Genomic DNA, 21,779 nt, shown 5'->3' with positions numbered 1-21,779 from the left:
ATAGAAACTCTGTTACTGTTCGCGCAGTTAATTTATTCGAACAAATACGACTATGACACCTGAAAGAACAGCCAAACTACAGCAAGTCCTCTATCGTCGCCAGCCAGATCTTAGCCTCATCGCTGATCAGGTAAATAAGCCCAGAAATCTCTCTGCCCTGATTCGAAACTGTGATGCTGTCGGGATCCATCAGATCCATACCGTCGTTCCTAAAGAGGGCTATCGTACTTATAGAGGGACGGCTAAAGGTAGTGATTTTTATGTTAAAACGCAGGCGCATTCATCTGTCGAGGAGGCGATACAGAAGGTTAAATCTGCAGGAATGTCTGTTGTTGCGGCCCATTTTTCTGATCGGGCGATCGATTATAGGTCTTATGATTATACTCAACCCTGTGCAGTATTGATGGGAGCGGAGAAGCAGGGGGTTAGCCAGGTTGCAGCCGAGATGGCAGATGAACATATCACGATACCAATGATGGGGATGGTGAGTTCCCTCAATGTATCTACCGCGGCAGGCATTATTTTGGTTGAAGCTCAACACCAGAGAATTCAGGCGGGGATGTATGATCAACCCAGGCTCAGCGATAACGAAGTTGCACGTACACTATTTGAGTGGGGAAATCGTGACCTCGCACGGTTCTGTCGCGAGAATGGATTAGCTTACCCACCGCTGAATGAGATTGGTGATGTGCTTGATGCACCTGGCTGGTATCGAAGAGTTAAAGAGGGAAGGGCGGAATGTTTTGAGTGGGACGGTGTGGCGGTATGAGCGATCTTTTGTCAGAGTGCTAAGCTGATCCCATTATAAGTTAAGAGTCTTCATGTGAATCGACGTCTTGTAGGTTTTATATTGTTTCTTCTGTTCACTATCGTATTTACCTGGCAGGTAGCTTCGGTAGTGAAAGACTGGACGTTACAGCGTTTGCACCAGAAGGGCTCTGATGAGTTATTGAGTGTGATCACTCAGCTACGATCAACCTTGGATAGTTATCACTATCTGCCTTTTTTGATCTCTCAGGATTCTGACGTCAAAACTCTACTTCAGACTGGCCAGAGTAGTGAGCGTGATGCAGTCAATCTTTACTTAGAAAAGATTAATCTTGTCGCGGGTGCTTCGGGTTTATTTGTTCTGGATGCTCGAGGGTATGCCCAGGCTGATAGCAACTGGCGTGACAATAATCGCTATCTTCTAGCCCCGCATAATCAACATAACTACTATCTGCAAGCAGTAGAGGGTCAAAGAGGTCGGCAATTCAGTCTCAATCGTGAGCGTAGAAACCCCGCCTATTACCTTTCCTCGCCTATCTATGTTGATCGCGCATTTGAGGGTGTGGCTGTTGTCCGTATTAAGCTGAATAAGTTAGTTGATCAGTTAAAAACCCTTGGTACGGTGCTGATTAGTAATCAAGATGGGGTGCTGTTTTTTAGTAATGGGTCCTTCTCATTATTTGAAAATCTTGAGGAGCAGGCGCGTATCACTAGCAGTCATCTAAGTAACGGGATCAGGGCAGAGTTATGGTCGCACGGTGATGAACGCTGGTTGGCACGCAAAGTTATTCTGGATGATCTCCAATGGGAGGTGATCGCCCTCAGTGACACCGAAGTGGTGCAGAGAAATGTTAGGAATGCGGTCCTTTTTGCATTTGGGGGCTGTATTGCTGCTGGATTGTTCGGACTTTTTTTCAGGGAGCGTCAACTTAAGCTCCGTTCACAGAATGAAACACGGGCAGCGCTGGCTAAGAGTGAAGCGCGTCAAAAAGCGATCATAAACAATGCACAGGTGGGGTTGATTCTCATCGATGAAACGGGGCGCATTACATTTGCGAATGAGATGGCTTTGCAACAGTTTTCAGTCTCAAGCCAGCTGATTCTTCAAAAGCCTCTGATATCACTACTCTCCGCTGAGGGTGTCACGCCTATTGAGCGTTTAATTTCAAGACTGGGTGAGCGGGGGTTTTCACCCTTGATCGGATATGAAGCTGTGGGTATTCGTGGGGATGGTACAGAATTTCCCCTGATGATCTCTATTCGTCGTATGCAACAGCATACCTATCACCAATACCTTGTTACTCTGATCGATATCTCTCGCAGGAAGGGACTCGAACTGGCGTTAAAAAGTGCTAATGAATCATTGGAACATAAAGTTAAAGAACGGACTCAGGCACTACATGAAGCACAGGATGAACTGATCCAAGCAGGCAAAATGGCTGTGTTAGGGCGGATGTCTACCGCGATAGTACATGAGTTAAATCAGCCTCTCACAGCGATTAGAAACTACGTGGCGATCTGTCGTCAGGTCATGAGTCAGCCTGAGATGCTTGAGGAGAGTCTGGTTGAGATGGATATGCTGACCCAGAGGATGGCTCAGATTACGACACAGCTGAAAACCTACGCATATAAAAAACCGGAGCAAAGACAGCCGGTTTCAATGCAGATGGCGGTTGAACATTCTCTGCAGATGTTTAAGCAACGGGTTACTGAGCAGGAGGTGGATATTCAGCTTCTGATGCCTGAACACGCGCTCTATGTTGAAGGGGATAGTGCGAGGTTGGAGCAGGTTGTTGTCAATCTGATTAAAAACTCGCTGGATGCTCTGGATGGTTCGGTGATGAAACAAATCACTATCCAGTTGTATGAGAAGGGCAGCATCATCGTGCTGGAAGTATCGGATAGCGGTCCGGGTATAGAGTCTTCATTATTACAACAGCTGTTTGATCCATTTGTAACCTCAAAGAAAATTGGTGCGGGTCTTGGGTTAGGGCTTGCTATTGTTCGCTCAATTTTGCGTGATCTTGGTGGTGAAATTAGCGCCGAAAATAGAGAAATAGGGGCTTTTTTCAGGGTTTCATTGCCATTATGTGAAGATCGGGAGAAGTATAATGGTTGATATCAGGAGAACTGAGCAACCCTCGAGAGGGTTGGTTTTACTGGTGGATGATGAGGCTATGGTGCGCCGCTCAACCGAGAAGTGGCTACAGATGGCAGGTTTTGATGTGATCGGTTGTGACGGTGCGGCCCAGGCTTTAACTCATGTGTCTGAGGTTTTTCCTGGCGTCGTTGTCAGTGATGTAAAAATGCCGGAGAAAGATGGTCTTGAGCTGATGGAGGAGATTCTGGATATTGTTCCGGGATTACCCGTTGTGCTGGTAACCGGTCATGGTGATGTGGATATGGCGATCGGGGCGATGCGCAAGGGGGCATATGACTTTATCGAAAAACCGTTCAATCCGGAGCGTCTTGTCGAAACAATCCAGAGGGCATGTGAAAAACGAAGGTTGATGCTGGAGAACCTTCGGTTGCAGCAACACCTATCTTCTGCCAGTGGAATAGATAGTCGCCTTATCGGAATCTCGCCGGCGATTCAGCGCTTAAAGCAGGAGATAATAACGTTGGGTGAGCTGGATACCAATGTCATTATCTATGGTGAAACAGGTACTGGCAAAGAGTTGGTGGCGCAATCGTTACACCAGTTCAGTCACCGTCAGAAAGGGCATTTTGTCCCGATTAACTGTGGTGCGATTCCTGAATCTTTGATTGAAAGCGAGTTGTTTGGTCATGAAGCGGGCGCATTTACGGGAGCTGCAAAGCGGCGCATCGGAAAATTTGAATACGCAAATGGGGGCACACTGTTTCTGGACGAGATAGAAAGTATGCCGCTGCATCTGCAGATTAAACTGCTTCGTGCACTACAGGAGGGAGTGATTGAGCGTTTAGGTGGCAATGAGCCTATTGAAGTTGACCTTCGGGTCATCGCTGCGGCCAAAACCGATCTGCGTGAAGATGAATCTTTCCGTGAGGATCTGTTTTACCGATTGAACGTATCGCAGCTTTATATTCCTCCCCTGCGGGATCGGTCAGAAGATGTTCCATTGTTGTTTGAGCATTATGTGAGAATGACCTCTGAAGACCATCAATGTGAGAAGCGTATTCTTCCAGAGAACGATATACGTACGCTGCAGAGCTATCAATGGCCAGGGAATGTACGTGAGTTAAAAAATATCGCAATGCGCTACGCTCTGGATAAGCGCGTGTCAGTTTCAGATATTTTGTTCCCAGATGATAAAAGTCTGCAGGGGTCGTTCCTGAATACCGATCTGAATCAGCCTTTATCGATACAGGTTGCAGCTTTTGAGGCGGAGGTTATCCGACATGCGCTGGAATCGGAGCAGGGAAATATTAAAGCCGTTATGGAGTTGCTGGACCTGCCGCGCCGAACGTTAAATCAGAAGATGGCAAAGTACGGTATCTCCAGAAATGACTTTACCCATCAGGGGGATGAGTAGAGGTAGAGCTCTTTGTGTCTCATAAAGCGCGCTTAGCGCACTCTTGATCGGGCCTGCTGTATTGGTAGGCAGTTTTTTGCCTATGCGATTTATGTAGGGGTTTAGCGCTCAATTCTGGCTCATGGTGACCTGTATTACGGCTTATACATCCTCGATCAAACTAAAATGAGCATCTTTTTGCTTAGTGATTTTAGCCCTGATAGGCGGTTTCTTGCTTATTTATCGCTTCCTTTATGATGGTGTCTTCTGTAACCTATTGATATTTAATGGTTATTTTTTTCTTTATTTTGTTGGCATTAGTATTGCTATTACTAAGTCGTTACTAAATTTTAATAAAAACCTCAGACTTAGAAGGTAAAGAGGATGACAATAACAAAACGCACTTTTATTAAAGGAATGGGACTGGCACTGGCCATGACGACGGCGATCGGCACAGCCGGTATGGTTCAGGCAGCAGAGAAACGTTCCTATATTCTGGCGACCGCGTCCACGGGGGGTACTTATTATCCTGTGGGTGTTGCTTTAGCAACGCTAACTAAAGTAAAGCTTGAACCCAAGCATAAGATCTCAATGTCTGCTATCAACTCTGCGGGCTCGGGTGAAAATGTAAAATTGATTAATGAAAACGAAGCGCAGTTCGCTATTTTGCAGGGATTATATGGTGCCTGGGCCTGGAATGGCGAAGGTCGTTTGAAAGAGAGCGGCGCGATTAAAAGCCTCCGCTCAGTGACAATGCTCTGGCAGAACGTTGAGCAGTTTGTTGTTAAGAGTGATTTTGTTAAGAGTGGAACCATTGATGATATCAATGGATTGATGGGCAAGAAATTTTCAATCGGCAAGAAAAATTCAGGTACGGAAGGTTCAGGCCGAACAATTCTGGGTAATCTGGGTGTAAACCCTGATGGGTTCAATCTTGCTCATATGGGTTACGGTGCTTCGGCAGATGCACTACAAAACGGTACGATTGAGGGGATGAATATTCCTTCCGGTGTCCCTACCTCAGCAATCACCCGCGCGTATGCAGCATTGGGCAGTGATATTAACGTTCTGGATTTCTCAGATCAGCAGATCAAAGACGCTAACGGCGGTTACAAGCTTTGGACACGTTATGTGATCCCTGCGAATACCTATCCGGGTCAGACAAAAGATATCAATACTATGGCTCAGCCAAATTTCCTGGCCGTACGTGATAGCGTGTCAGAAGAGGACGTGTATCTACTGACTAAAACAATCTATGAAAACTTACCATTCCTGAATGGAATCCATAAAGCAACTAAAGCGATGTCTGTTGAGAAGGCGATTGCAGGATTACCGGTGCCTCTGCATCCGGGTGCTGCTCGTTTTTATAAAGAGCAGGGGATTGATATTCCAGTGCACCTGATTGCCAACTAAGGCATCTTATTCCGTGTGTTGAATTGAGGAACCTATACAGGCTATTGATTGTCTTAGAAGGGTTCCTCGCACAATCCTGTGTTCGAACCGGTGCAGACTCAACTACCAGCGAGGTTGCGGTCTGCACCACCTATCCATCGTTTTTCTCTCCAGCGATCCCTCTATTGCTTCAGGTTCTCCTGAAACAGATTGTTCGTTTGGATGAATAACAGTTGCGAGCGAGCTTAGTATGGCTACCGAAACCACTGTCACCGATCAAGAGGTCAGTGAAAAGCTTAAAAGTCTGGAGCTGATTCAACGCCCAGAAAAATCGATTACCGGTCGTTTCATCTATTGGATCGGTGTACTTTTTGCCTTAGCGCATATCTATTTCAATACACTTGGAACATGGTCTGAACTCTATGTGTCAGCAATCCATTTCGGTGGCTTTGCGCTGATGTGTGCCCTGATGGTTCCGATGTATAAAAGCCAGAAGGCATATCATCGAAAGCTGTCACTGCTACTGGATATATTGGTTGGGCTGGCGGCGGTAGTCTGCACGCTCTACCTGATTGGTTTCGAAGATGCGCTCTATGATCGGGGTGTGAAGTTTGCCCAGTGGGATTGGGTGTTTTCTATCTGTGCTATTTTTATCGCACTGGAAATGGCTCGGCGCACTACGGGCTGGTTTATTCCATGCATGATACTGGCTGCTCTCACCTACGTTTTTTGGTGGGGGCAATATGTCGATGGCATCTTTGGGTTTGCCGGTTTAAGTCTGGAAACACTGCTCTACCGCTCCTATTTCTCTTCAGAAGGTATGTTTGGTCAGATCGCCCGTATCTCCTGGACCTACGTGTTTATGTTTATTCTCTTTGGCGCATTTCTGGTGAAGTCGGGTGCTGGAGATTTTATTATTGATCTTTCCCGCTGCGCAGCAGGTCGCTTTGTCGGTGGGCCTGGATTTGTTGCAGTGATGGGTTCTGGATTGATGGGATCTGTCTCAGGTTCTTCCGTTGCCAACACAGTGTCTACCGGTGTCATTACCATTCCTTTGATGCAGAAAGCGGGTTTTCCTGCCAGATTTGCTGCCGGTGTGGAAGCCGCAGCATCGACGGGTGGCCAGCTAATGCCACCGGTGATGGGTGCAGGGGCATTTATTATGGCTTCTTATACCCAAATATCTTATCTGGATATCATTGCAATTGCGGCACTGCCCGCGCTGCTTTATTTCCTTTCTGTTGGCTTTTTTGTACGGGTTGAGGCTAAGCGCAGTCATGCCCATGCAGTTGAATTAGACACGCGCTCGTTTGGAGAGGTATTTAAAGAGGGATGGCACTTTCTGCTTCCTCTGGTGGTGCTGGTGTGTCTGCTTATCTATGGATTTACACCAACCTATGCTGCGGGTTTCTCAATTATTTCGGTCGTGGTCTCATCCTGGCTCTCGAAGCACCCTATGGGTGTGAAAGATATTCTTGATGCGCTTTCTCAGGGCTCAAAAAATATGGCCACGACAGCGATGCTACTTATCTCGGTCGGTCTGGTGGTTAATGTTGTGGCGATGACTGGTATTGGGAATACCTTCTCGCTGATGGTAACTGAGTGGGCGGGTGGTAGCCTCTTTATTACACTGGTACTGGTTGCTCTGGCGTCCCTGATTCTGGGTATGGGGCTACCGGTGACGGCAGCCTATATCGTTTTGGCAACCTTGTCTGCCCCAGCGCTCTATAATCTGATGGCTGAGAGCCGTCTGCTAGACCTGATGATCTCTGGTACTTTGCCGGAGGCCGCACGAACCATCTTTATGTTAGTGGATATGGAGAAGGTGAGCCTGTTATCAGCTCCTATGTCTGAGGTGGATGCTAAGGCGTTGTTAGCAATGGTGCCAACCGATTTCAAAGGGCAGTTGTTAGAGCAGGCGATGGCCCCTGAGGTACTGGCAATGATTCTGCTGTCAGCACACATGATAATTTTCTGGTTGTCGCAGGATTCTAATGTTACTCCACCGGTATGTCTGACGGCATTTGCTGCCGCTGCTATTGCCAAAACCCCCCCGATGGCGACCGGTTTTACAGCCTGGAAAGTCGCTAAAGGTTTGTACATCGTTCCGTTACTCTTTGCCTATACCAATTTTATTGGTGGAACGGCGGTTGAGGTGATGGGTATCTTTATCTTTGCAGTTTTCGGTTTGTATGCGTTTGTCGGTTTTATGGAGGGGTATCTGGAGAATCGTCTTAATCTTCTGTTACGCCTCTTATGTGGTGCATTAGCCCTGGCACTACTCTGGCCTCATGGTGTAATAGCCATCAATATTGCTGCAGTCGTGCTGTTTCTGCTGTTGTTTATCTGGAACCGCAAAACCGGTGATGCAGCCAGCGTGTCAGTTTGAATTATTTTTGAAGATTTAAGGTAGTTAACGTGACAGATAGATCTAAGAACAAAATGTTTGATTTTGTCGTCATTGGTGGCGGTATTTTAGGAATGTCGACGGCTTGGCAGTTGCAACAAAAATACCCCGGTCGTTCAGTGTTGGTCATAGAGAAAGAGTCCAGTGCAGCCCAGCACCAGACAGGACATAATTCAGGTGTTATTCACGCGGGTGTTTATTACAAGCCAGGTAGTTTAAAAGCGAAGTTTTGTCGTGAAGGCAATGTGGCGACTAAAGCATTTTGTCGAGAGCACGATATTGCGTTTGATGAGTGCGGCAAGCTATTAGTTGCGACAAACTCGGTTGAGTTAGAGCGGATGCAGGGTTTGGTAGGACGCTGTGCTGAAAACGGGATTGAGATTGCGGTTCTTGATGAGCAGCAGTTGAAACAGCGTGAACCCAATATTACCGGGGTGGGAGCAATATTTGTTCCCTCTACCGGCATCGTCGATTACACCCGGATTTCAGCTCGAATGGGAGAGTTGATTGAGGAAGCTGGTGGAACCGTGATGTTTAATACCCGGGTTACGGCGTTTGAGGAGTTTGTTGACCGCATAACTGTGTTTACAACCTCTGGGCGTATTCAAGCGAAGTATGTGGTGAGTTGTGCGGGGTTACAATCTGACCGTATGGCTGAGCTGATGGGCATGGAGCCTGATTTCAGAATCATTCCCTTCAGAGGTGAGTATTTCCTTCTGGGTGAGCAGCATAATGATATTGTGAATCATCTCATCTACCCGATACCGGATCCTGATCTGCCGTTTCTGGGTGTGCATTTGACCCGTATGATAGACGGAACCGTGACCGTAGGTCCTAATGCGGTGGTAGCGTTTAAGCGTGAAGGCTACAAAAAGACAGAGATCAGTCTGAAAGACAGCTTCGAAATGCTGACTTACCCGGGAATGATTAAACTGCTATGTAAGCACTTTAAAGCCAGTATGGCTGAACTGAAGAACTCGATCTCGAAATCGGGTTATCTGAAGTTAGTTCAGAAGTACTGCCCTAAGCTTGAGAAAGAGGATATGAAACCTTACCCGGCAGGTATCCGTGCTCAGGCAGTGTCGCGCAACGGTGATATTGTCGATGATTTTCTGTTTATGAACACCTCAAGGGCGTTAGCAGTGTGTAATGCACCTTCACCTGCGGCGACTTCTGCTATCCCGATTGGGAATCATATAGTAGAAAAACTGAGTGAGTTAGTGACAGACTAACTCACTGTAGTTTCCTGCTTTTTGAGTAAGCCCTGATCACTTCAGGGCTTTTATGCGTCTGGCGGTCCAGTAGTGTGAAGCCCAGTATGGGTTATCCAGTCGACTCAGAGTGACGCCCTGACTGGTTGAAGCATGAAGAAAAATCTGCTGTTCCAGATAGATGCCAACGTGCCGCTGTTTATTAGCTGTGGTTTTGAAGAAAACAAGATCACCCGGTTTCAGTTGATGCTTTGCAACGGTGTCCCCATACGCTAATTGCGTCAAGGTTGTTCTGGGAATTTCAATTCCAAACTGCTCTCTGAAAGTGTTTTGGGTAAATGCAGAGCAATCGATTCCTTTACGATTATCTCCACCCAGTAGATAGGGGGTCCCCTGCCACTGTTGATGGTGACGTAAAAGCGCTTCTGATATTGGAGATTCAGGTAAAGTAAGTAGGGATGATCTGGCGTTCTTATGATGTGGAGTGTTGCTGCAGGCCTGAACGGTTAATATGAGAGCAAATGCGACCAAAAAACGTAGTAACTCCATACGCTAACACTCCTCGAATCCATTGTTTTGGTTTGCGATAAGTATAACCCCAACTAATATTTAGAAAAGCTGAAAACTGTTTGGCTTTCGTTGTTTAACTGCCTATCATGCCCAGCTCTTTTTATAGCCTGAGTAAGCGATTTTTTAATGACCGAAGAATTTCAGATTGGCCAGCGTTGGTATAGCTACACAGAAGCAGAACTTGGTTTAGGTGTAGTGACAGAATTGGCTAATCGTCAAGTTACCCTGATGTTTCCCGCAATTGGTGAAGAGCGCACTTATGCTCAGAGTAATGCCCCACTGAGCCGAATTGTTTATCCGGTAGGTGATTATATTCGTGATGATGAAGGTGTTGCCTTAACAGTGACCCAGCACGAATATAGTTCCGGTTGCGTGATCTATCTGGGAGATGATGCTGAGGGTAATGAACAGGTTATCCATGAGGCGATGTTGGAAAGTGCTGTACATTTTAGCAAACCTTATGAGCGTTTATTTGCAGGCCAGATTGATAAACTACGTGAGTTTGAGTTACGCCAGGAAACGCTCAGACTACAGCATAAACACCAAAATTCAGCCGCGTATGGGCTTATTGGTCCACGTGTGCAGTTTCTTCCGCATCAGTTCTATATCGCATCCGAGGTGGGTAAACGTACATCACCACGAGTGCTTTTAGCGGATGAAGTGGGTTTAGGTAAGACAATTGAGGCTGGCTTAATACTTCATCAGCAGCTTGTGGCTGGATTGGCGAAGCGCGTAATGATTGTCGTTCCTGACAGCCTGATACACCAGTGGCTGGTCGAGATGATGAGGCGCTTCAACCTGTTTTTCTCGATTATTGATGAGGGACGCTGTGCAGATGCTGAGGGCAATGCTTTTGAATCAGCACAGCTGGTGCTCTCACCGTTATCACTGTTCACGCGTGATGAGCAGCGCCTGAAACAAGCAGTAGGTGCGGGGTGGGATCTGTTGGTGGTGGATGAAGCTCACCACCTTGGTTGGAGTGAGGAGGGTCCCAGTCATGCCTACAGCTGCATTGAAACTCTCGCAAATCATGTCAAAGGATTACTGTTGTTAACGGCTACGCCGGAACAGCTGGGGATAGAAAGTCATTTCGCTCGATTAAGGTTACTTGATCCGGATCGCTACTATGACCTGCAGAAATTTATTGATGAAGAGCAGGCATTCAAATGTGTAAACCAGTTAATCGAGACTCTGCAGAAACCTGAAAGTTGGGATGCTGCGCTAGCCGACCCTGCGTTTACCCAGTTACTGCATCAGTATCTTGGAGACCAGGCTGCGGATCAACTGGAACTACATAAAAATGATGATTCTGAGGCGCGAGACAAGCTGATAGCACAGACAGTTGCGTCTTTACTGGATCAGCATGGGACAGGGCGTGTCCTATTCAGAAATACCCGTGAGAGTGTTCAGGGTTTCCCAGAGCGTAAACTGCATAGTTACAAACTCGCTTTGCCGAAGGCCTATCAGGATGTGATTGCGGAGATGCCGATGGATCAGCAGCTTCACCCGGAAACATTGATTGCTGATGGTGTGGGGTCTGCGTGGCTGCTGGAAGATAACCGGGCAGACTGGCTGATCAAGTGGTTAGATGATTTCCGTGGTGAAAAAATACTTGTTATCTGTGCCCATGCTCAGACCGCAATTACACTGGAAAAACAGCTACGCCTGTTTGAAGGTAAACGAACGGCGCTCTTCCATGAGGGGATGAGTCTGGTTGAAAGGGATCGTGCAGCGGCCTATTTTGCTGAGAGTGAGCAAGGTGCTCAGCTGATGATCTGCTCAGAGATCGGTAGTGAGGGGCGTAACTTCCAGTTTGCAAACCATATGGTGATGTTTGACCTGCCGATGAACCCTGATCTGTTAGAGCAGAGGATCGGGCGGCTTGATCGTATTGGTCAGGTTAAAGATGTCAATATTCATGTGCCGTATTACGAAAACAGCGCTCAGGCCGTATTACTGCGCTGGTATGCTGAAGGGCTGAACGCATTTGAACAGGTGTGTCCAACAGGTCAGGTTTTGCTACAGCGTTTTGCGAACGAGTTACACAATGCGATGGAGCATCCGGACAACAATGCTCTGATTGACCAGTTGATCACGCAGACCTCATCCGCTCAGAATGAATTGCTATCTGAATTGCAGCAGGGAAGGGATCGATTGCTTGAGTTGAACTCCTGCGATACAGATGCGGCTGAGAAACTGCTGGATGCGGTGGAAGAGGACAGCCAGCCGGGACAATTGGCTTCCTATATGGGGCGCATTTTTGATCACTTCGGCGTTGAGCAGGAGACAACCGGTATCAACGGTGTAATTCTGCACCCGGGTGATCATATGCTAAATAACCATTTTCCCGGACTGCCGTCAGATGGCATGACTGCAACATTCCTTCGTAATGAGGCGCTGTCCCGGGAAGATATGCACTTCCTGAGTTGGGAGCATCCGATGGTGGCCGGTTCGATGGAGATTATGCTGGAGGGTAGTTACGGCAGCTCGGCCTTGTGTACCATGAAACTATTGCCCCTTAAAGCGGGGAGTTTGCTGATTGAGGCCATTTTCAGAATACACAGCATCACCGAAAGCTCACTTCAGCTTCAGCGCTATCTGCCAGAAGCATTCGTTAGACGTGTCATCGATAGTAATGGAAGTGATTTGACTGCCGTGATTACTGAACAGCATTTCGCCACGCTGGGTAAACGAGTGGGCAAAAGCGTTGCGTATAACCTTGTTAAGCATACCCGGGAAGATATCTCTCGGTTGGTGGGGCAGTTAGAGGCTGATGTTGAAGAGACTGAACAGGCGCTGCTCAAGGGGGCGCGTGATGAAATTATCTCGCAGCAGGGTGTCGAAAAGCAGAGACTGGTAGCTTTAGCTAAGGTGAACCCGAATATCCGTCAGGAGGAGATCGATGCGATCGATCAGCGGGAATCAGAGCTGCTTGATGCACTTGCAGAGGCGACGCTTAAAATGGATTCTATCCGGGTTGCGGTTGTAACCCATGAGTAAGTCAGCGTCTCTCAATCTCGTATGATCTGAAGCCCCTTATAGGGGCTTTTTTATTTTATTACTCATATCGTTATAAGTAATTGTACAATTCTTGATTTTAAACAAGTTTGAAGCGTGACCTAATGCTCTACTATGTGTGCCACTAGCGGGAGACCGGTCTGTCTCCAGTGGGCTATGGAAATTTGCAGTAATTCCCTCTGAAGCCCCTTATAGGGGCTTTTTTATTTTATTACTCATATCGTTATAAGTAATTGTACAACTCTTGATTTTAAACAAGTTTGAAGCGTGACCTAATGCTCTACTATGTGTGCCACTAGCGGGAGACCGGTCTGTCTCCAGTGGGCTATGGAAATTTGCAGTAATTCCCGAGGAGGGACACATGTACCGGGCTTTATCAGATTTGATCGATCGTACTTTACGGTTGTTAGGGTTTAAAACGTTAAACAGTCAGTTCACGCTATCCTATACGCTCGTGTTTCTCCTGGCAGCATCGTCAGGCATCAGTCTTTATTTCAGTATGGCGATTAACCCGCAGACAATTAATATGGCGGGTCGACAGAGAATGCTAAGCCAGAAGATAGCGAAAGAAGCTCTTCTGGTTGCTGCTCAGGTAGAGCAACATTCTGTATTGAAGAAAACCATGGAGTTGTTTGAGTCTTCTCATAAGACCATTATGTTAGGGGATCCTGCATTAGGTATGAACGCTCTGACTGATCAATCAATATTGCTGCAGATGGGGCATGTCGATCAGCTCTGGAAAGAGTATAAATCCCTTATCAACCGACATGTTGCAAACCCTTCTGATGCAACAATGGATGCTATCTCAAAAAACTCTCCGGTTATTCTTAAAGAGATGAATAAAGCAGTTATGCTGATGACTGATAAAGCCAGTGTCACCAATCTGAATCAGTTGATGATTGCATTGGGCTGTGTTGTTGGGATCCTGCTACTGGTGGTGTTTGGTCGGATATTTGGATTGAGAATGCTGATGGATAACATCGCACGGTTGAATCAACGGATGGTGGAAGTAGGGCAGGGCAATTTTTCTCATCGCTTTAATATCAGTCACACAGACAATGAGATCGGGCAGATGTTTTCTGCCTACAACTCTATGCTTGATCATGTCGGGGAGCTTCTGAAAACTGTACAGACCGTGGCGAAAAATACGGAAAAACACGTCAATAACGTTGTTGCTGCTACCTCGGAAGCAAGCCTTGGAGTGAGTAAGCAGTATGAAGATATCGAGTTGGTTGCAGCGGCAATGAATGAGATGAGTTCGACTGTGCAGGAGGTTGCAAACAACGCTGTTGAGGCTGAGCGGGCAGCACAGGATACTGATGCGCATGCGAAAAGTGGTGGGGATGTGGTAGGGCAGTCTGGAGCACAGGCTCAGAAGATGCTGAAGATGTTAAATGAAACGGCTGAAACGCTTGAAGCGCTTGAAGAGGAAAGCCGTGCTGTAGGTAATGTAACGACGGTGATTAATGACATCGCTGAGCAGACAAACCTGTTAGCTTTGAATGCAGCGATAGAGGCAGCCAGAGCAGGTGATCAAGGGCGAGGATTTGCTGTTGTCGCTGATGAAGTTCGGACTCTGGCGCAGAGAACGCAACAATCAACTCAGGAGATACAGGCGATTATCGAGAGGTTGCAAAAGAAGGCTGCTCTAGCCGTTTCATCGATGAATACCAGTACTGGGCTGGCGGATCGCAGTAGTGAATTAGCTCAATCCGCGGCTGCAGTGATTGAGGAGATTATCCGTTCAACTAATACGATCTCTGCAATGAATACGATGATCTCTACGGCTGCTGATCAGCAGTCATCTGTTGCGGCGGATATAGATAACCGTGTTGTGAATATATCTGACCTTGCCGGTCAGACAAAACGTGATACCGAAGAGGTTGTGGAAGCAACCGAACAGATCCGCCGTGAAGCGACTGAACTTAATCAACTGGTGATGAAGTTCAGACTCTGATCTATTCTATCTGCCGGCTAAGCCACCCACAGGGTGGCTTTTTTGTCGTCATCTATAATCTTTTCTTCACCTTTGCGGTGGGAAGTGCTGCTAAGGGGTTATCCGGCCAGGGATGCTTTGGATATCGTCCTTTCATCTCTTTTTGAACATCCCGATAGCCATTTGTCCAAAAGCTTTCTAAGTCCTGTGTGACTTGAAGCGGGCGTCTGGCGGGTGATAGCAGGTGAATCTGAAAAGCCGTGTTATAGCCAACCACCGGAGTTGAGCAGCAGCCAAACATCTCCTGCAACTTAATAGCCAGTACAGGGGGATAACTTGAGTAATCGATACTGATATTTGAGCCGGAAGGGGCGTTGTATCTTTTCGGAGCGCGTTCATCGAGTTGCTGTGGCAGTGGCCAGGGCAGGAGAGTGTGTAACGCCGACTTTAGATCCAGTTGCTTTAGCTGATTGATCGTGCGGATCGATCCAAGGAAGGGAGCTAGCCAGTTATCCAGGTTTTCTATTAACCATCTATCGCTGATATCGGGCCATTGCTCATCCACTCCCGCTTCTTTTGCAGAGCGATGGAGAAAAATGACACGATCTTGCCAGTGCCTGAGTTCATCAGTCCATGGCAACAGATTGAGACCGCGCTGAGTAATAGCTTGAAGCAGAGCCCGGGTAACCCGCTCCTCCGAGGGGTTTTCCAGTCGTTGTTTCTCCCACACCAAAGAGCCGATCATACGGTGTTTCTCAGCTATTATACGCCCCTCTTTTTCTCGCCAATCAACCACCTCTGTTTCAGTTAATAGCTCCGGAAGATAGCTTGTGGCGAGTTCCGGACTAAAGTGAGAAGCGAGTGTAATTCGGTCATTGGCTTGAGTAACACTACCTTGAAGTGTGGCCAGTACTAACCAACTATGCTGTGATAGTTTGTCATGGTCAGACAGCGTCGCTGCCCGGCCATTATTCAGATGGTAGAGGGGACTTTTGTGAGTACGTTGCCTGGCAATCCTGTCAGGGAATGCAAAGGCAAGAAGCAGTCCTGCTTGGCAGAGTTCATCGATCTCATAACCGTTAGTGTTTGATTCCAACGGCAGTGCGCGACACTGTTTTTTATACGAAGCAGCCTGTTTATGAATACGCTTCCAGAGTGATTTATGGGAGCGTGGTGTTTCATTAAGCCAGTCGATTCGAGCCTGAATGGCGCCACCCTGATCATGAAACGGATCACGCTCTGTCAGTAATGCGGCAATCAGGCAACCTTTTTCTAGTAGTCCAAGCTGGCTCGCTTTAATCAGCATGTGGCTAATTCGAGGGTGAGCAGGTAACTCCGCCATTAACTGACCGTGAGCTGTAATCTGATCTGTGCTTGCTATAGCACCAAGTTGCAACAAGAGTTCTCTTGCCTGCTGATAAGCTCCTTTAGGAGGAAGATCAAGCCAGCATAAGGTGGCTGGGTCATCTACGCCCCAGCATGCGAGTTGAAGTACCATGGGAGTCAGGTCAGCATTGAGAATTTCTGCTGTTGCATAGGGATTCAGTTGATTGTGTTGTGATTCGCTCCAAAGCCTGTAGCTGACACCCTCTGAGAGTCTGCCTGCCCGGCCTGATCGTTGCGTCGCTTCTGCAACAGATACCTTCCGCGTATGCAAGCGAGACATCGCTGTATTAGGATCATAACGAGACTCCCGGCTTAAACCCGCATCAACAACCACAGTGATCCCCTCAATGGTCAGGCTGGTCTCTGCGATGTTGGTCGCCAGGACAATTTTACGCTGTCCCTCTGGTGCTGTTTCGATCGCCTGTTTCTGCTCTGTCAGAGTCAGGTTGCCAAAGAGCGGTGCCAGAATGATCTGGGAGCTTTCGTGCGGAGTGAGTTGTTCACTCAGCAACTGATGAACCTGCCTGATCTCTTTCATACCAGGGAGAAAGCAGAGAATGCTGCCAGACTGTTCTGCCAGAGCCTGCAAAATAACATTTGTGGTTTTAGTTTCAATCCATTCGTGCTGTGCCGGCATGCCGCAGTAGATCTGCCTGACCGGAAAACTGCGTCCTTCACTGCAAATAACCGGTGCATTATCCAACATTGAGGAGATTCTGGCTCCATCGAGTGTGGCGGACATGATGAGTAACTTTAGAGGGACCTCATCCCGAAAAACTAAACGGGATTCCAGGGTCAGGGCTAACCCCAGATCAGCATCCAGATTGCGTTCATGAAACTCATCAAATATAACCAAGCCGTAAGCTTCCAAGCTAGGGTCATTTTGGAGCATGCGTGTCAGGATACCCTCGGTAACTATCTCTATGCGGGTGTTCATCCCAACACGGGTTTCCAGCCTCACCCGATACCCGACGGTCTCACCAGTTTTTTCACCCAATTGAGACGCCATATATTCGGCAGCGGCTCTGGCGGCAAGCCGTCTTGGTTCGAGCATGAGGATTTTTTGCCCATCCAGCCAGGCTTCATCCATTAGCGCTAATGGAACATGCGTGGTTTTACCTGCCCCGGGAGGAGCTTCAAGAACAACTTCATCTCTGGTGTTTAGGGCTTTACACAGTTTAGGCAGTGCGGAATGGATCGGAAGTGAAGACATAGGCGTAGCATAGATAGAATGTGATGAGAAGTTTAACAGTTTTTGGAGAACTGTTTGGTTGTCATCGCGACAAAAGCTACAATGAGATCACAATGTTTCTGTTTTTATGTTGTTAATTGTAAGGAGCCTTAATGGCGGGTAACTTTCGAGGTCGTAGAGGCGGCTACCAAAAAACACCAAAACTGGCTGGTCGAGGTGTGCTGGAAAAGGTCGTGACAGATGGTCCTCATGTTGAATGGGTAGGCATGCCTCCCTATTACATACATATGATTACTGTGGACGGGATTGAGTATTCATATATGTCTGCAGATAAAGAGCTTGAGATTGAGCTTGGTAAGAAGGTGACGTTCCGTTATAAAGAAACCAGTAAAGGTAATTTTATAGATAAGCGCTCTCTGGGTGTTGTCATTGACCCAAGTGAACTCGGGTATTGATATATTGCCGGATTAAATAAAGCAGCCTGAGGCTGCTTTTTTTATGTGTGCGACAGGTCATTTTGCACTCTTATATTTAAGGTGTATTATTAATACATCTTAGTGTTTGTCGGGAGGTCCATATGCTGATTGGTAATCGGTTGCAGCTTCAACTGAAAGAGAAACGTTATATTTCTCCCAGGTCACTTGAGTTGACCTATAGCAGTATGGAGCCGTTGCGTTACATTCCCGGGCAATTCTTCTCTCTGAATTTTACTACAGAGAAGGGAGAATTTACGCGTAGCTACAGCATCGCAAATTGTGATTTTGATATTCAGACAAACAGATCGCTGACATTTGTCATAACGCTTGTAGAGCATGGGAAGGCGAGCGATTATTTTAAGAACGCTATGATAGGAAGTGAGATCTCAGCAAGTGGGCCGTTTGGAAATCTGATTTTACCCCGTCAAGACCCCCAGCGGTATATCCTGATTGCAACCGGAGCAGGTATAACACCCTATCGCTCCATGCTGAACGAGTTAAAAAAGCGGTTGGCACTCAACGAACAGCTAGAGATCAAGCTGATACATGGTGTTCGTGATCCTGATGAGTTGCTGTATAGGGATGAATTTCGTGCACTTCACGCGGAACAACCCAATTTCGAGTATACCGCATGCTACAGTCGTGCATCAGATGATCTCAAGGCATTTGAGAGAGCGGGGTACGTTACATCAGAATTCGAGCGGTTGAAGCCTGTAGAGGGTGAAGATATGGTCTATTTGTGTGGACACCCTTTGATGATTGATCAATCTGTAGAGTACTTTGAGGCGTTAAACTTTTCCGTGGCTAATTTGAAGCGTGAAAAGTATCTGTTTTCTGCAATATGATGAAGGACGTTTCTGAAGACGATGAGGTCAGAAGCTCCCGCTATGCATTACAACATCCTAATGACAGTAAGGGCGGTTAAAACAGGGTACTCATCTGTAAATATCTTGATCTGTACTATCCTGATATAAACACTGCAGGCTGGAGGGGCGTATGTTACAGGATTTCAAGCAGATCAGATTACAGGATACGACAGATGTCGAGTACATACTGTCCCCCGAAAATTCATCTTCACCGACTAGCCTTCACAGCTCTGCACTGGATGTGTTTACTGATTTTACGTTAGTCAGTCCTGTTACTGCCCCTGAATCTATGCCCATTGAAGATGCTTTGGACTACATGAAGAGCCAGCATGTTCGAATGTTGTTTGTGCTGGATAATCATGACAATTTTGCTGGGATTGTGACAGCTGCGGATGCGTCGGGAAGAAAGGTAATGGCGTTCATGCAGCGTGATGGAGTGAGTCGTGATCAGGTGCAGGTCCGGCATATTATGCTGAGTAAACTGAATATCAGGGCGCTGACCTATCCTCAGCTCAAGGATGCGCGAGTAGGGGATATTATGCTGACACTGAAAGGCTCGGGTGAACAGCATGTTGTTGTTGTAGATGAGAGTTCAGCGGGGGTCTTTCGTATCAGAGGGGTGATATCCACGAGTGATATTTCACGTCGACTGAAAATCGGATTTGATGTTATGTATGAAGCGAAAAGTTTTGCCGATATTGAATCAGTGATCACCCAGGGAGGCTAAGTCACAGGCAGTTAAAAACATGCGAGTTTTGTGCTGGACTTGAGCCAGTCATACTGACTATACTTCGCCGTCATCTCGTAGCTGGCCCTCTCTGGTCAATATTTTCATTCCCAATCGTGTGGTGTAATTGTGCATGATCTTACCTCAACACTTCTCTGAAGGTGCTGAAGCACGTCTGTCTGCTTTAGCTGATAAATACCCTACGCCTTTTTTGGCATTGGACCTGTCTGTTATTCAAGAGCGTTACGGTGAACTTGAATCGGGCTTCCCCCTGGCTGATATCTTTTATGCGGTTAAAGCGAACCCTGCGGACAAGGTCATTGAACTCTTAGCTGAGGCTGGATCGAGCTTCGATATAGCGTCGCCGCAGGAATTGGACAAGGTTCTCAAATACGGCGTCGAGCCTGAACGCATGAGTTATGGAAACACCATAAAAAAATGTTCTGCGATTAAGTACTTCTTCGAAAAAGGTGTGCGTCTGTTCGCAACGGATTCAGAAGCTGATCTTAAAAATATTGCAGAATATGCACCAGGCTCGGATGTCTATATTCGTGTGCTAACTGATGGTTCTGAGGGTGCGGACTGGCCTTTGTCGAGAAAGTTCGGATGTAATCCGGAGATGGCGATCGAGTTAGCCGTTCTGGCGCGAGATCTGGGGTTGAATCCCTATGGAGTTTCATTTCATGTGGGATCGCAACAAAGAGATATCGATGTTTGGGATGGGGCGATAGCAAAGGTAAAAGTGATCTATGAGCGGTTGCAGGAGGAGTATGGCATCCGTCTGGAGATGATAAATATGGGTGGCGGCTTTCCAGCCATGTATCTTCAGAAAACAAACGAATTCAGTACCTATGCTCAGGAGATAAGCCGCTTTCTGAAAGAGGATTTTGGTGAAGATCTTCCACGGATCATCTTAGAACCCGGGCGTTCATTAGTAGGGGATGCCGGCGTCATTGTTTCTGAAATTGTACTTATTTCGCGTAAATCCAGTACGGCGCTTGAAAGATGGGTTTATACAGATGTTGGGATGTTTAACGGGCTTATTGAGACATTGGGTGAGGCCATAAAGTACCCTATCGGCACATCCAAGTCCGGTCCTGAAGAGGAGGTGATCCTGGCGGGCCCTACCTGTGATAGTTTGGACATCATGTATGAACAGCATAAATATGAGTTGCCATTAGCGCTCGAGATCGGCGATTACATCTACTGGTATTCCACAGGGGCTTATACCACAAGCTATAGCTCCATTGAATTCAATGGCTTCCCACCACTGGAATACCATATTCTGTGATCTGGGAAATAATCGTTTTGAATCAATGTCGTGCCTATAAATTAGGGAAACGGGTTGTTCCTTAGCGAGCAAACAGCTATCTTTTGGTAAGCCAAAAATATTTGTCTGGTTAGCTGGAGAATAGTGGATGTCCGATAAACAGATTCAAGCTCGCTTAGGTGCCTTATTAGCAGCGACTGCTGATGTGGTAATGGTATTGAAACCATCCGGTTTGGTCATGGTTTGCTCATCAGGTGAAGCGCAATGGATTAATGCTGACGCAGTGATGGGGCGTAAACTTGAGGAGTTTTTGCCTACTGATATCTGTGGAGAAATAACCGCAGCTGTTGTCAAAGCGTCTGAGAAGAAAAAGATCATTAAAACTGATCTCCAGTTACGTCCTGAGCATATCCCGACCCTAAGAGAACAGGGGCTTACGGAGACAAAGTGGATCGATCTTCATTGCAATGCTGCTGCAGATGATGAAGTTGTTGCTGTCTTCAGGGATGTATCGGCTAAGCGCCGTCTAGAGCGACAGGTAACAAGTCAGGCCCAGCGGGACCCGTTAACAGGGGCGTACAACCGCAGGGCGCTACGACCTGTTCTTGAGCAAGCGATCGCACAAGCTCAACGGTATGATTGGGTATGTAGCCTAATGGTAATAGATGTAGATAATTTCAGTGATCTGAATGATAACTATTCATGGGATTGTGGGGATCAGGTTTTACAACAGTTGGTTACTTCGGTTCATGGAATGAAACGAACATCAGATTTTCTCGCGCGCTATTCAGATGACCAGTTTGTTATGTTCATGCCTGAAACAAACCATGAACAGGGAATGGCTGCTGGGAATCGGGTTCGTAAACTGATGGAAGAGATGGAAATTCCTTATGCTTCCGGTGATGTTAAGTTCACTGTCAGTGTTGGCGTTGCTGCGCTGAGTGGTCCGGAAGATGATGCTGAAAATATGTTGAGGCGAGCCAATGAAAATTTATTTATCGCCAAGCAATGTGGTTGTAACAGGGTTGAAGGCGAAGGCTAACTCGATCAGGCATTCTGAAAGATA

At 47.0% G+C, this 21,779-nt stretch carries 16 protein-coding genes; 14 read left to right on the top strand and 2 right to left on the bottom strand.

Annotation, left to right across the window (positions count from 1 at the left end):
* The first annotated feature begins 52 nt into the window (after positions 1 to 52).
* From trmH to lhgO, 7 genes are all read left to right on the top strand, one after another.
* Complete coding sequence (gene trmH / locus Q0882_RS11585; protein ID WP_299181762.1) at positions 53 to 769, top strand: tRNA (guanosine(18)-2'-O)-methyltransferase TrmH; 717 nt, start codon at positions 53 to 55, stop codon at positions 767 to 769.
* A 54-nt stretch (positions 770 to 823) separates the two neighbouring features.
* On the top strand, positions 824 to 2,887 hold the full coding sequence (locus tag Q0882_RS11580) for an ATP-binding protein (RefSeq protein WP_299181760.1): 2,064 nt from the start codon (positions 824 to 826) through the stop codon (positions 2,885 to 2,887).
* A complete protein-coding gene (locus Q0882_RS11575; protein WP_299181758.1) occupies positions 2,880 to 4,283 on the top strand; it encodes a sigma-54 dependent transcriptional regulator in 1,404 nt (467 codons plus the stop codon). The genes Q0882_RS11580 and Q0882_RS11575 overlap by 8 nt, the downstream gene beginning before the upstream one ends.
* Positions 4,284 to 4,646: 363 nt before the next feature.
* The gene (locus tag Q0882_RS11570; protein ID WP_299181756.1) at positions 4,647 to 5,675 is read left to right on the top strand and encodes a TAXI family TRAP transporter solute-binding subunit; all 1,029 of its coding nucleotides are present in this window, start codon (positions 4,647 to 4,649) and stop codon (positions 5,673 to 5,675) included.
* 44 nt (positions 5,676 to 5,719) lie between these two features.
* Positions 5,720 to 5,884, top strand: a complete 165-nt coding sequence (locus Q0882_RS11565) for a hypothetical protein (RefSeq protein ID WP_299181755.1) — start codon at positions 5,720 to 5,722, stop codon at positions 5,882 to 5,884.
* A gap of 20 nt (positions 5,885 to 5,904) precedes the next feature.
* Positions 5,905 to 8,043: a TRAP transporter fused permease subunit gene (locus tag Q0882_RS11560; RefSeq protein ID WP_299181753.1), complete on the top strand. Its 2,139-nt coding sequence runs from the start codon at positions 5,905 to 5,907 to the stop codon at positions 8,041 to 8,043.
* A gap of 53 nt (positions 8,044 to 8,096) precedes the next feature.
* Positions 8,097 to 9,293: an L-2-hydroxyglutarate oxidase gene (gene lhgO, locus Q0882_RS11555; RefSeq protein WP_299181878.1), complete on the top strand. Its 1,197-nt coding sequence runs from the start codon at positions 8,097 to 8,099 to the stop codon at positions 9,291 to 9,293.
* A 36-nt stretch (positions 9,294 to 9,329) separates the two neighbouring features.
* Here lhgO and Q0882_RS11550 read toward each other — a convergent pair whose 3' ends face one another.
* On the bottom strand, positions 9,330 to 9,821 hold the full coding sequence (locus tag Q0882_RS11550) for an NlpC/P60 family protein (protein ID WP_299181750.1): 492 nt from the start codon (positions 9,819 to 9,821) through the stop codon (positions 9,330 to 9,332).
* A gap of 147 nt (positions 9,822 to 9,968) precedes the next feature.
* Between Q0882_RS11550 and rapA the strand changes: the two genes are divergently transcribed.
* Both rapA and Q0882_RS11540 read left to right on the top strand, forming a co-directional pair.
* Positions 9,969 to 12,842: an RNA polymerase-associated protein RapA gene (rapA, locus tag Q0882_RS11545; RefSeq protein WP_299181747.1), complete on the top strand. Its 2,874-nt coding sequence runs from the start codon at positions 9,969 to 9,971 to the stop codon at positions 12,840 to 12,842.
* 379 nt (positions 12,843 to 13,221) lie between these two features.
* Positions 13,222 to 14,817, top strand: coding sequence for a methyl-accepting chemotaxis protein (locus Q0882_RS11540; protein WP_299181744.1), 1,596 nt, complete (start codon positions 13,222 to 13,224; stop codon positions 14,815 to 14,817).
* Between the two features lie 52 nt (positions 14,818 to 14,869).
* On the opposite strand, the gene hrpB is transcribed toward Q0882_RS11540, so the two are convergent.
* A complete protein-coding gene (gene hrpB / locus Q0882_RS11535) occupies positions 14,870 to 17,395 on the bottom strand; it encodes an ATP-dependent helicase HrpB (protein ID WP_299181741.1) in 2,526 nt (841 codons plus the stop codon).
* A gap of 131 nt (positions 17,396 to 17,526) precedes the next feature.
* On the opposite strand from hrpB, the gene Q0882_RS11530 reads away from it, so the two are divergent.
* From Q0882_RS11530 to Q0882_RS11510, 5 genes are all read left to right on the top strand, one after another.
* The gene (locus Q0882_RS11530) at positions 17,527 to 17,829 is read left to right on the top strand and encodes a hypothetical protein (protein ID WP_299181738.1); all 303 of its coding nucleotides are present in this window, start codon (positions 17,527 to 17,529) and stop codon (positions 17,827 to 17,829) included.
* A 122-nt stretch (positions 17,830 to 17,951) separates the two neighbouring features.
* Positions 17,952 to 18,695 (top strand): FAD-binding oxidoreductase, encoded by a 744-nt coding sequence (locus Q0882_RS11525; RefSeq protein WP_299181735.1) that lies wholly within the window; start codon positions 17,952 to 17,954, stop codon positions 18,693 to 18,695.
* Positions 18,696 to 18,846: 151 nt separating this feature from the next.
* Positions 18,847 to 19,443, top strand: a complete 597-nt coding sequence (locus Q0882_RS11520; protein ID WP_299181732.1) for a CBS domain-containing protein — start codon at positions 18,847 to 18,849, stop codon at positions 19,441 to 19,443.
* Positions 19,444 to 19,576: 133 nt separating this feature from the next.
* Positions 19,577 to 20,734, top strand: a complete 1,158-nt coding sequence (locus Q0882_RS11515) for a type III PLP-dependent enzyme (RefSeq protein ID WP_299181730.1) — start codon at positions 19,577 to 19,579, stop codon at positions 20,732 to 20,734.
* Positions 20,735 to 20,861: 127 nt separating this feature from the next.
* Positions 20,862 to 21,755: a sensor domain-containing diguanylate cyclase gene (locus Q0882_RS11510; RefSeq protein WP_299181728.1), complete on the top strand. Its 894-nt coding sequence runs from the start codon at positions 20,862 to 20,864 to the stop codon at positions 21,753 to 21,755.
* Positions 21,756 to 21,779: the final 24 nt, after the last annotated feature.

This window comes from uncultured Neptuniibacter sp. (assembly GCF_947498015.1).
Classification (GTDB): Bacteria; Pseudomonadota; Gammaproteobacteria; order Pseudomonadales; family Balneatricaceae; genus Neptuniibacter.
Note: the sequence above shows the minus strand (reverse complement) of the source record. Positions and strands in the feature narration are given on the sequence as shown.

Coding starts and splice junctions, on each gene's coding strand:
- Q0882_RS11515 (WP_299181730.1), top strand. CDS start 19,577: ATGATCTTACCTCAACACTTCTCTGAAGGTGCTGAAGCACGTCTGTCT.
- Q0882_RS11575 (WP_299181758.1), top strand. CDS start 2,880: ATGGTTGATATCAGGAGAACTGAGCAACCCTCGAGAGGGTTGGTTTTA.
- hrpB (WP_299181741.1), bottom strand. CDS start 17,395: ATGTCTTCACTTCCGATCCATTCCGCACTGCCTAAACTGTGTAAAGCC.
- lhgO (WP_299181878.1), top strand. CDS start 8,097: ATGTTTGATTTTGTCGTCATTGGTGGCGGTATTTTAGGAATGTCGACG.
- Q0882_RS11570 (WP_299181756.1), top strand. CDS start 4,647: ATGACAATAACAAAACGCACTTTTATTAAAGGAATGGGACTGGCACTG.
- Q0882_RS11510 (WP_299181728.1), top strand. CDS start 20,862: ATGTCCGATAAACAGATTCAAGCTCGCTTAGGTGCCTTATTAGCAGCG.
- Q0882_RS11520 (WP_299181732.1), top strand. CDS start 18,847: ATGTTACAGGATTTCAAGCAGATCAGATTACAGGATACGACAGATGTC.
- Q0882_RS11550 (WP_299181750.1), bottom strand. CDS start 9,821: ATGGAGTTACTACGTTTTTTGGTCGCATTTGCTCTCATATTAACCGTT.
- Q0882_RS11540 (WP_299181744.1), top strand. CDS start 13,222: ATGTACCGGGCTTTATCAGATTTGATCGATCGTACTTTACGGTTGTTA.
- Q0882_RS11525 (WP_299181735.1), top strand. CDS start 17,952: ATGCTGATTGGTAATCGGTTGCAGCTTCAACTGAAAGAGAAACGTTAT.
- Q0882_RS11560 (WP_299181753.1), top strand. CDS start 5,905: ATGGCTACCGAAACCACTGTCACCGATCAAGAGGTCAGTGAAAAGCTT.
- Q0882_RS11530 (WP_299181738.1), top strand. CDS start 17,527: ATGGCGGGTAACTTTCGAGGTCGTAGAGGCGGCTACCAAAAAACACCA.
- trmH (WP_299181762.1), top strand. CDS start 53: ATGACACCTGAAAGAACAGCCAAACTACAGCAAGTCCTCTATCGTCGC.
- rapA (WP_299181747.1), top strand. CDS start 9,969: ATGACCGAAGAATTTCAGATTGGCCAGCGTTGGTATAGCTACACAGAA.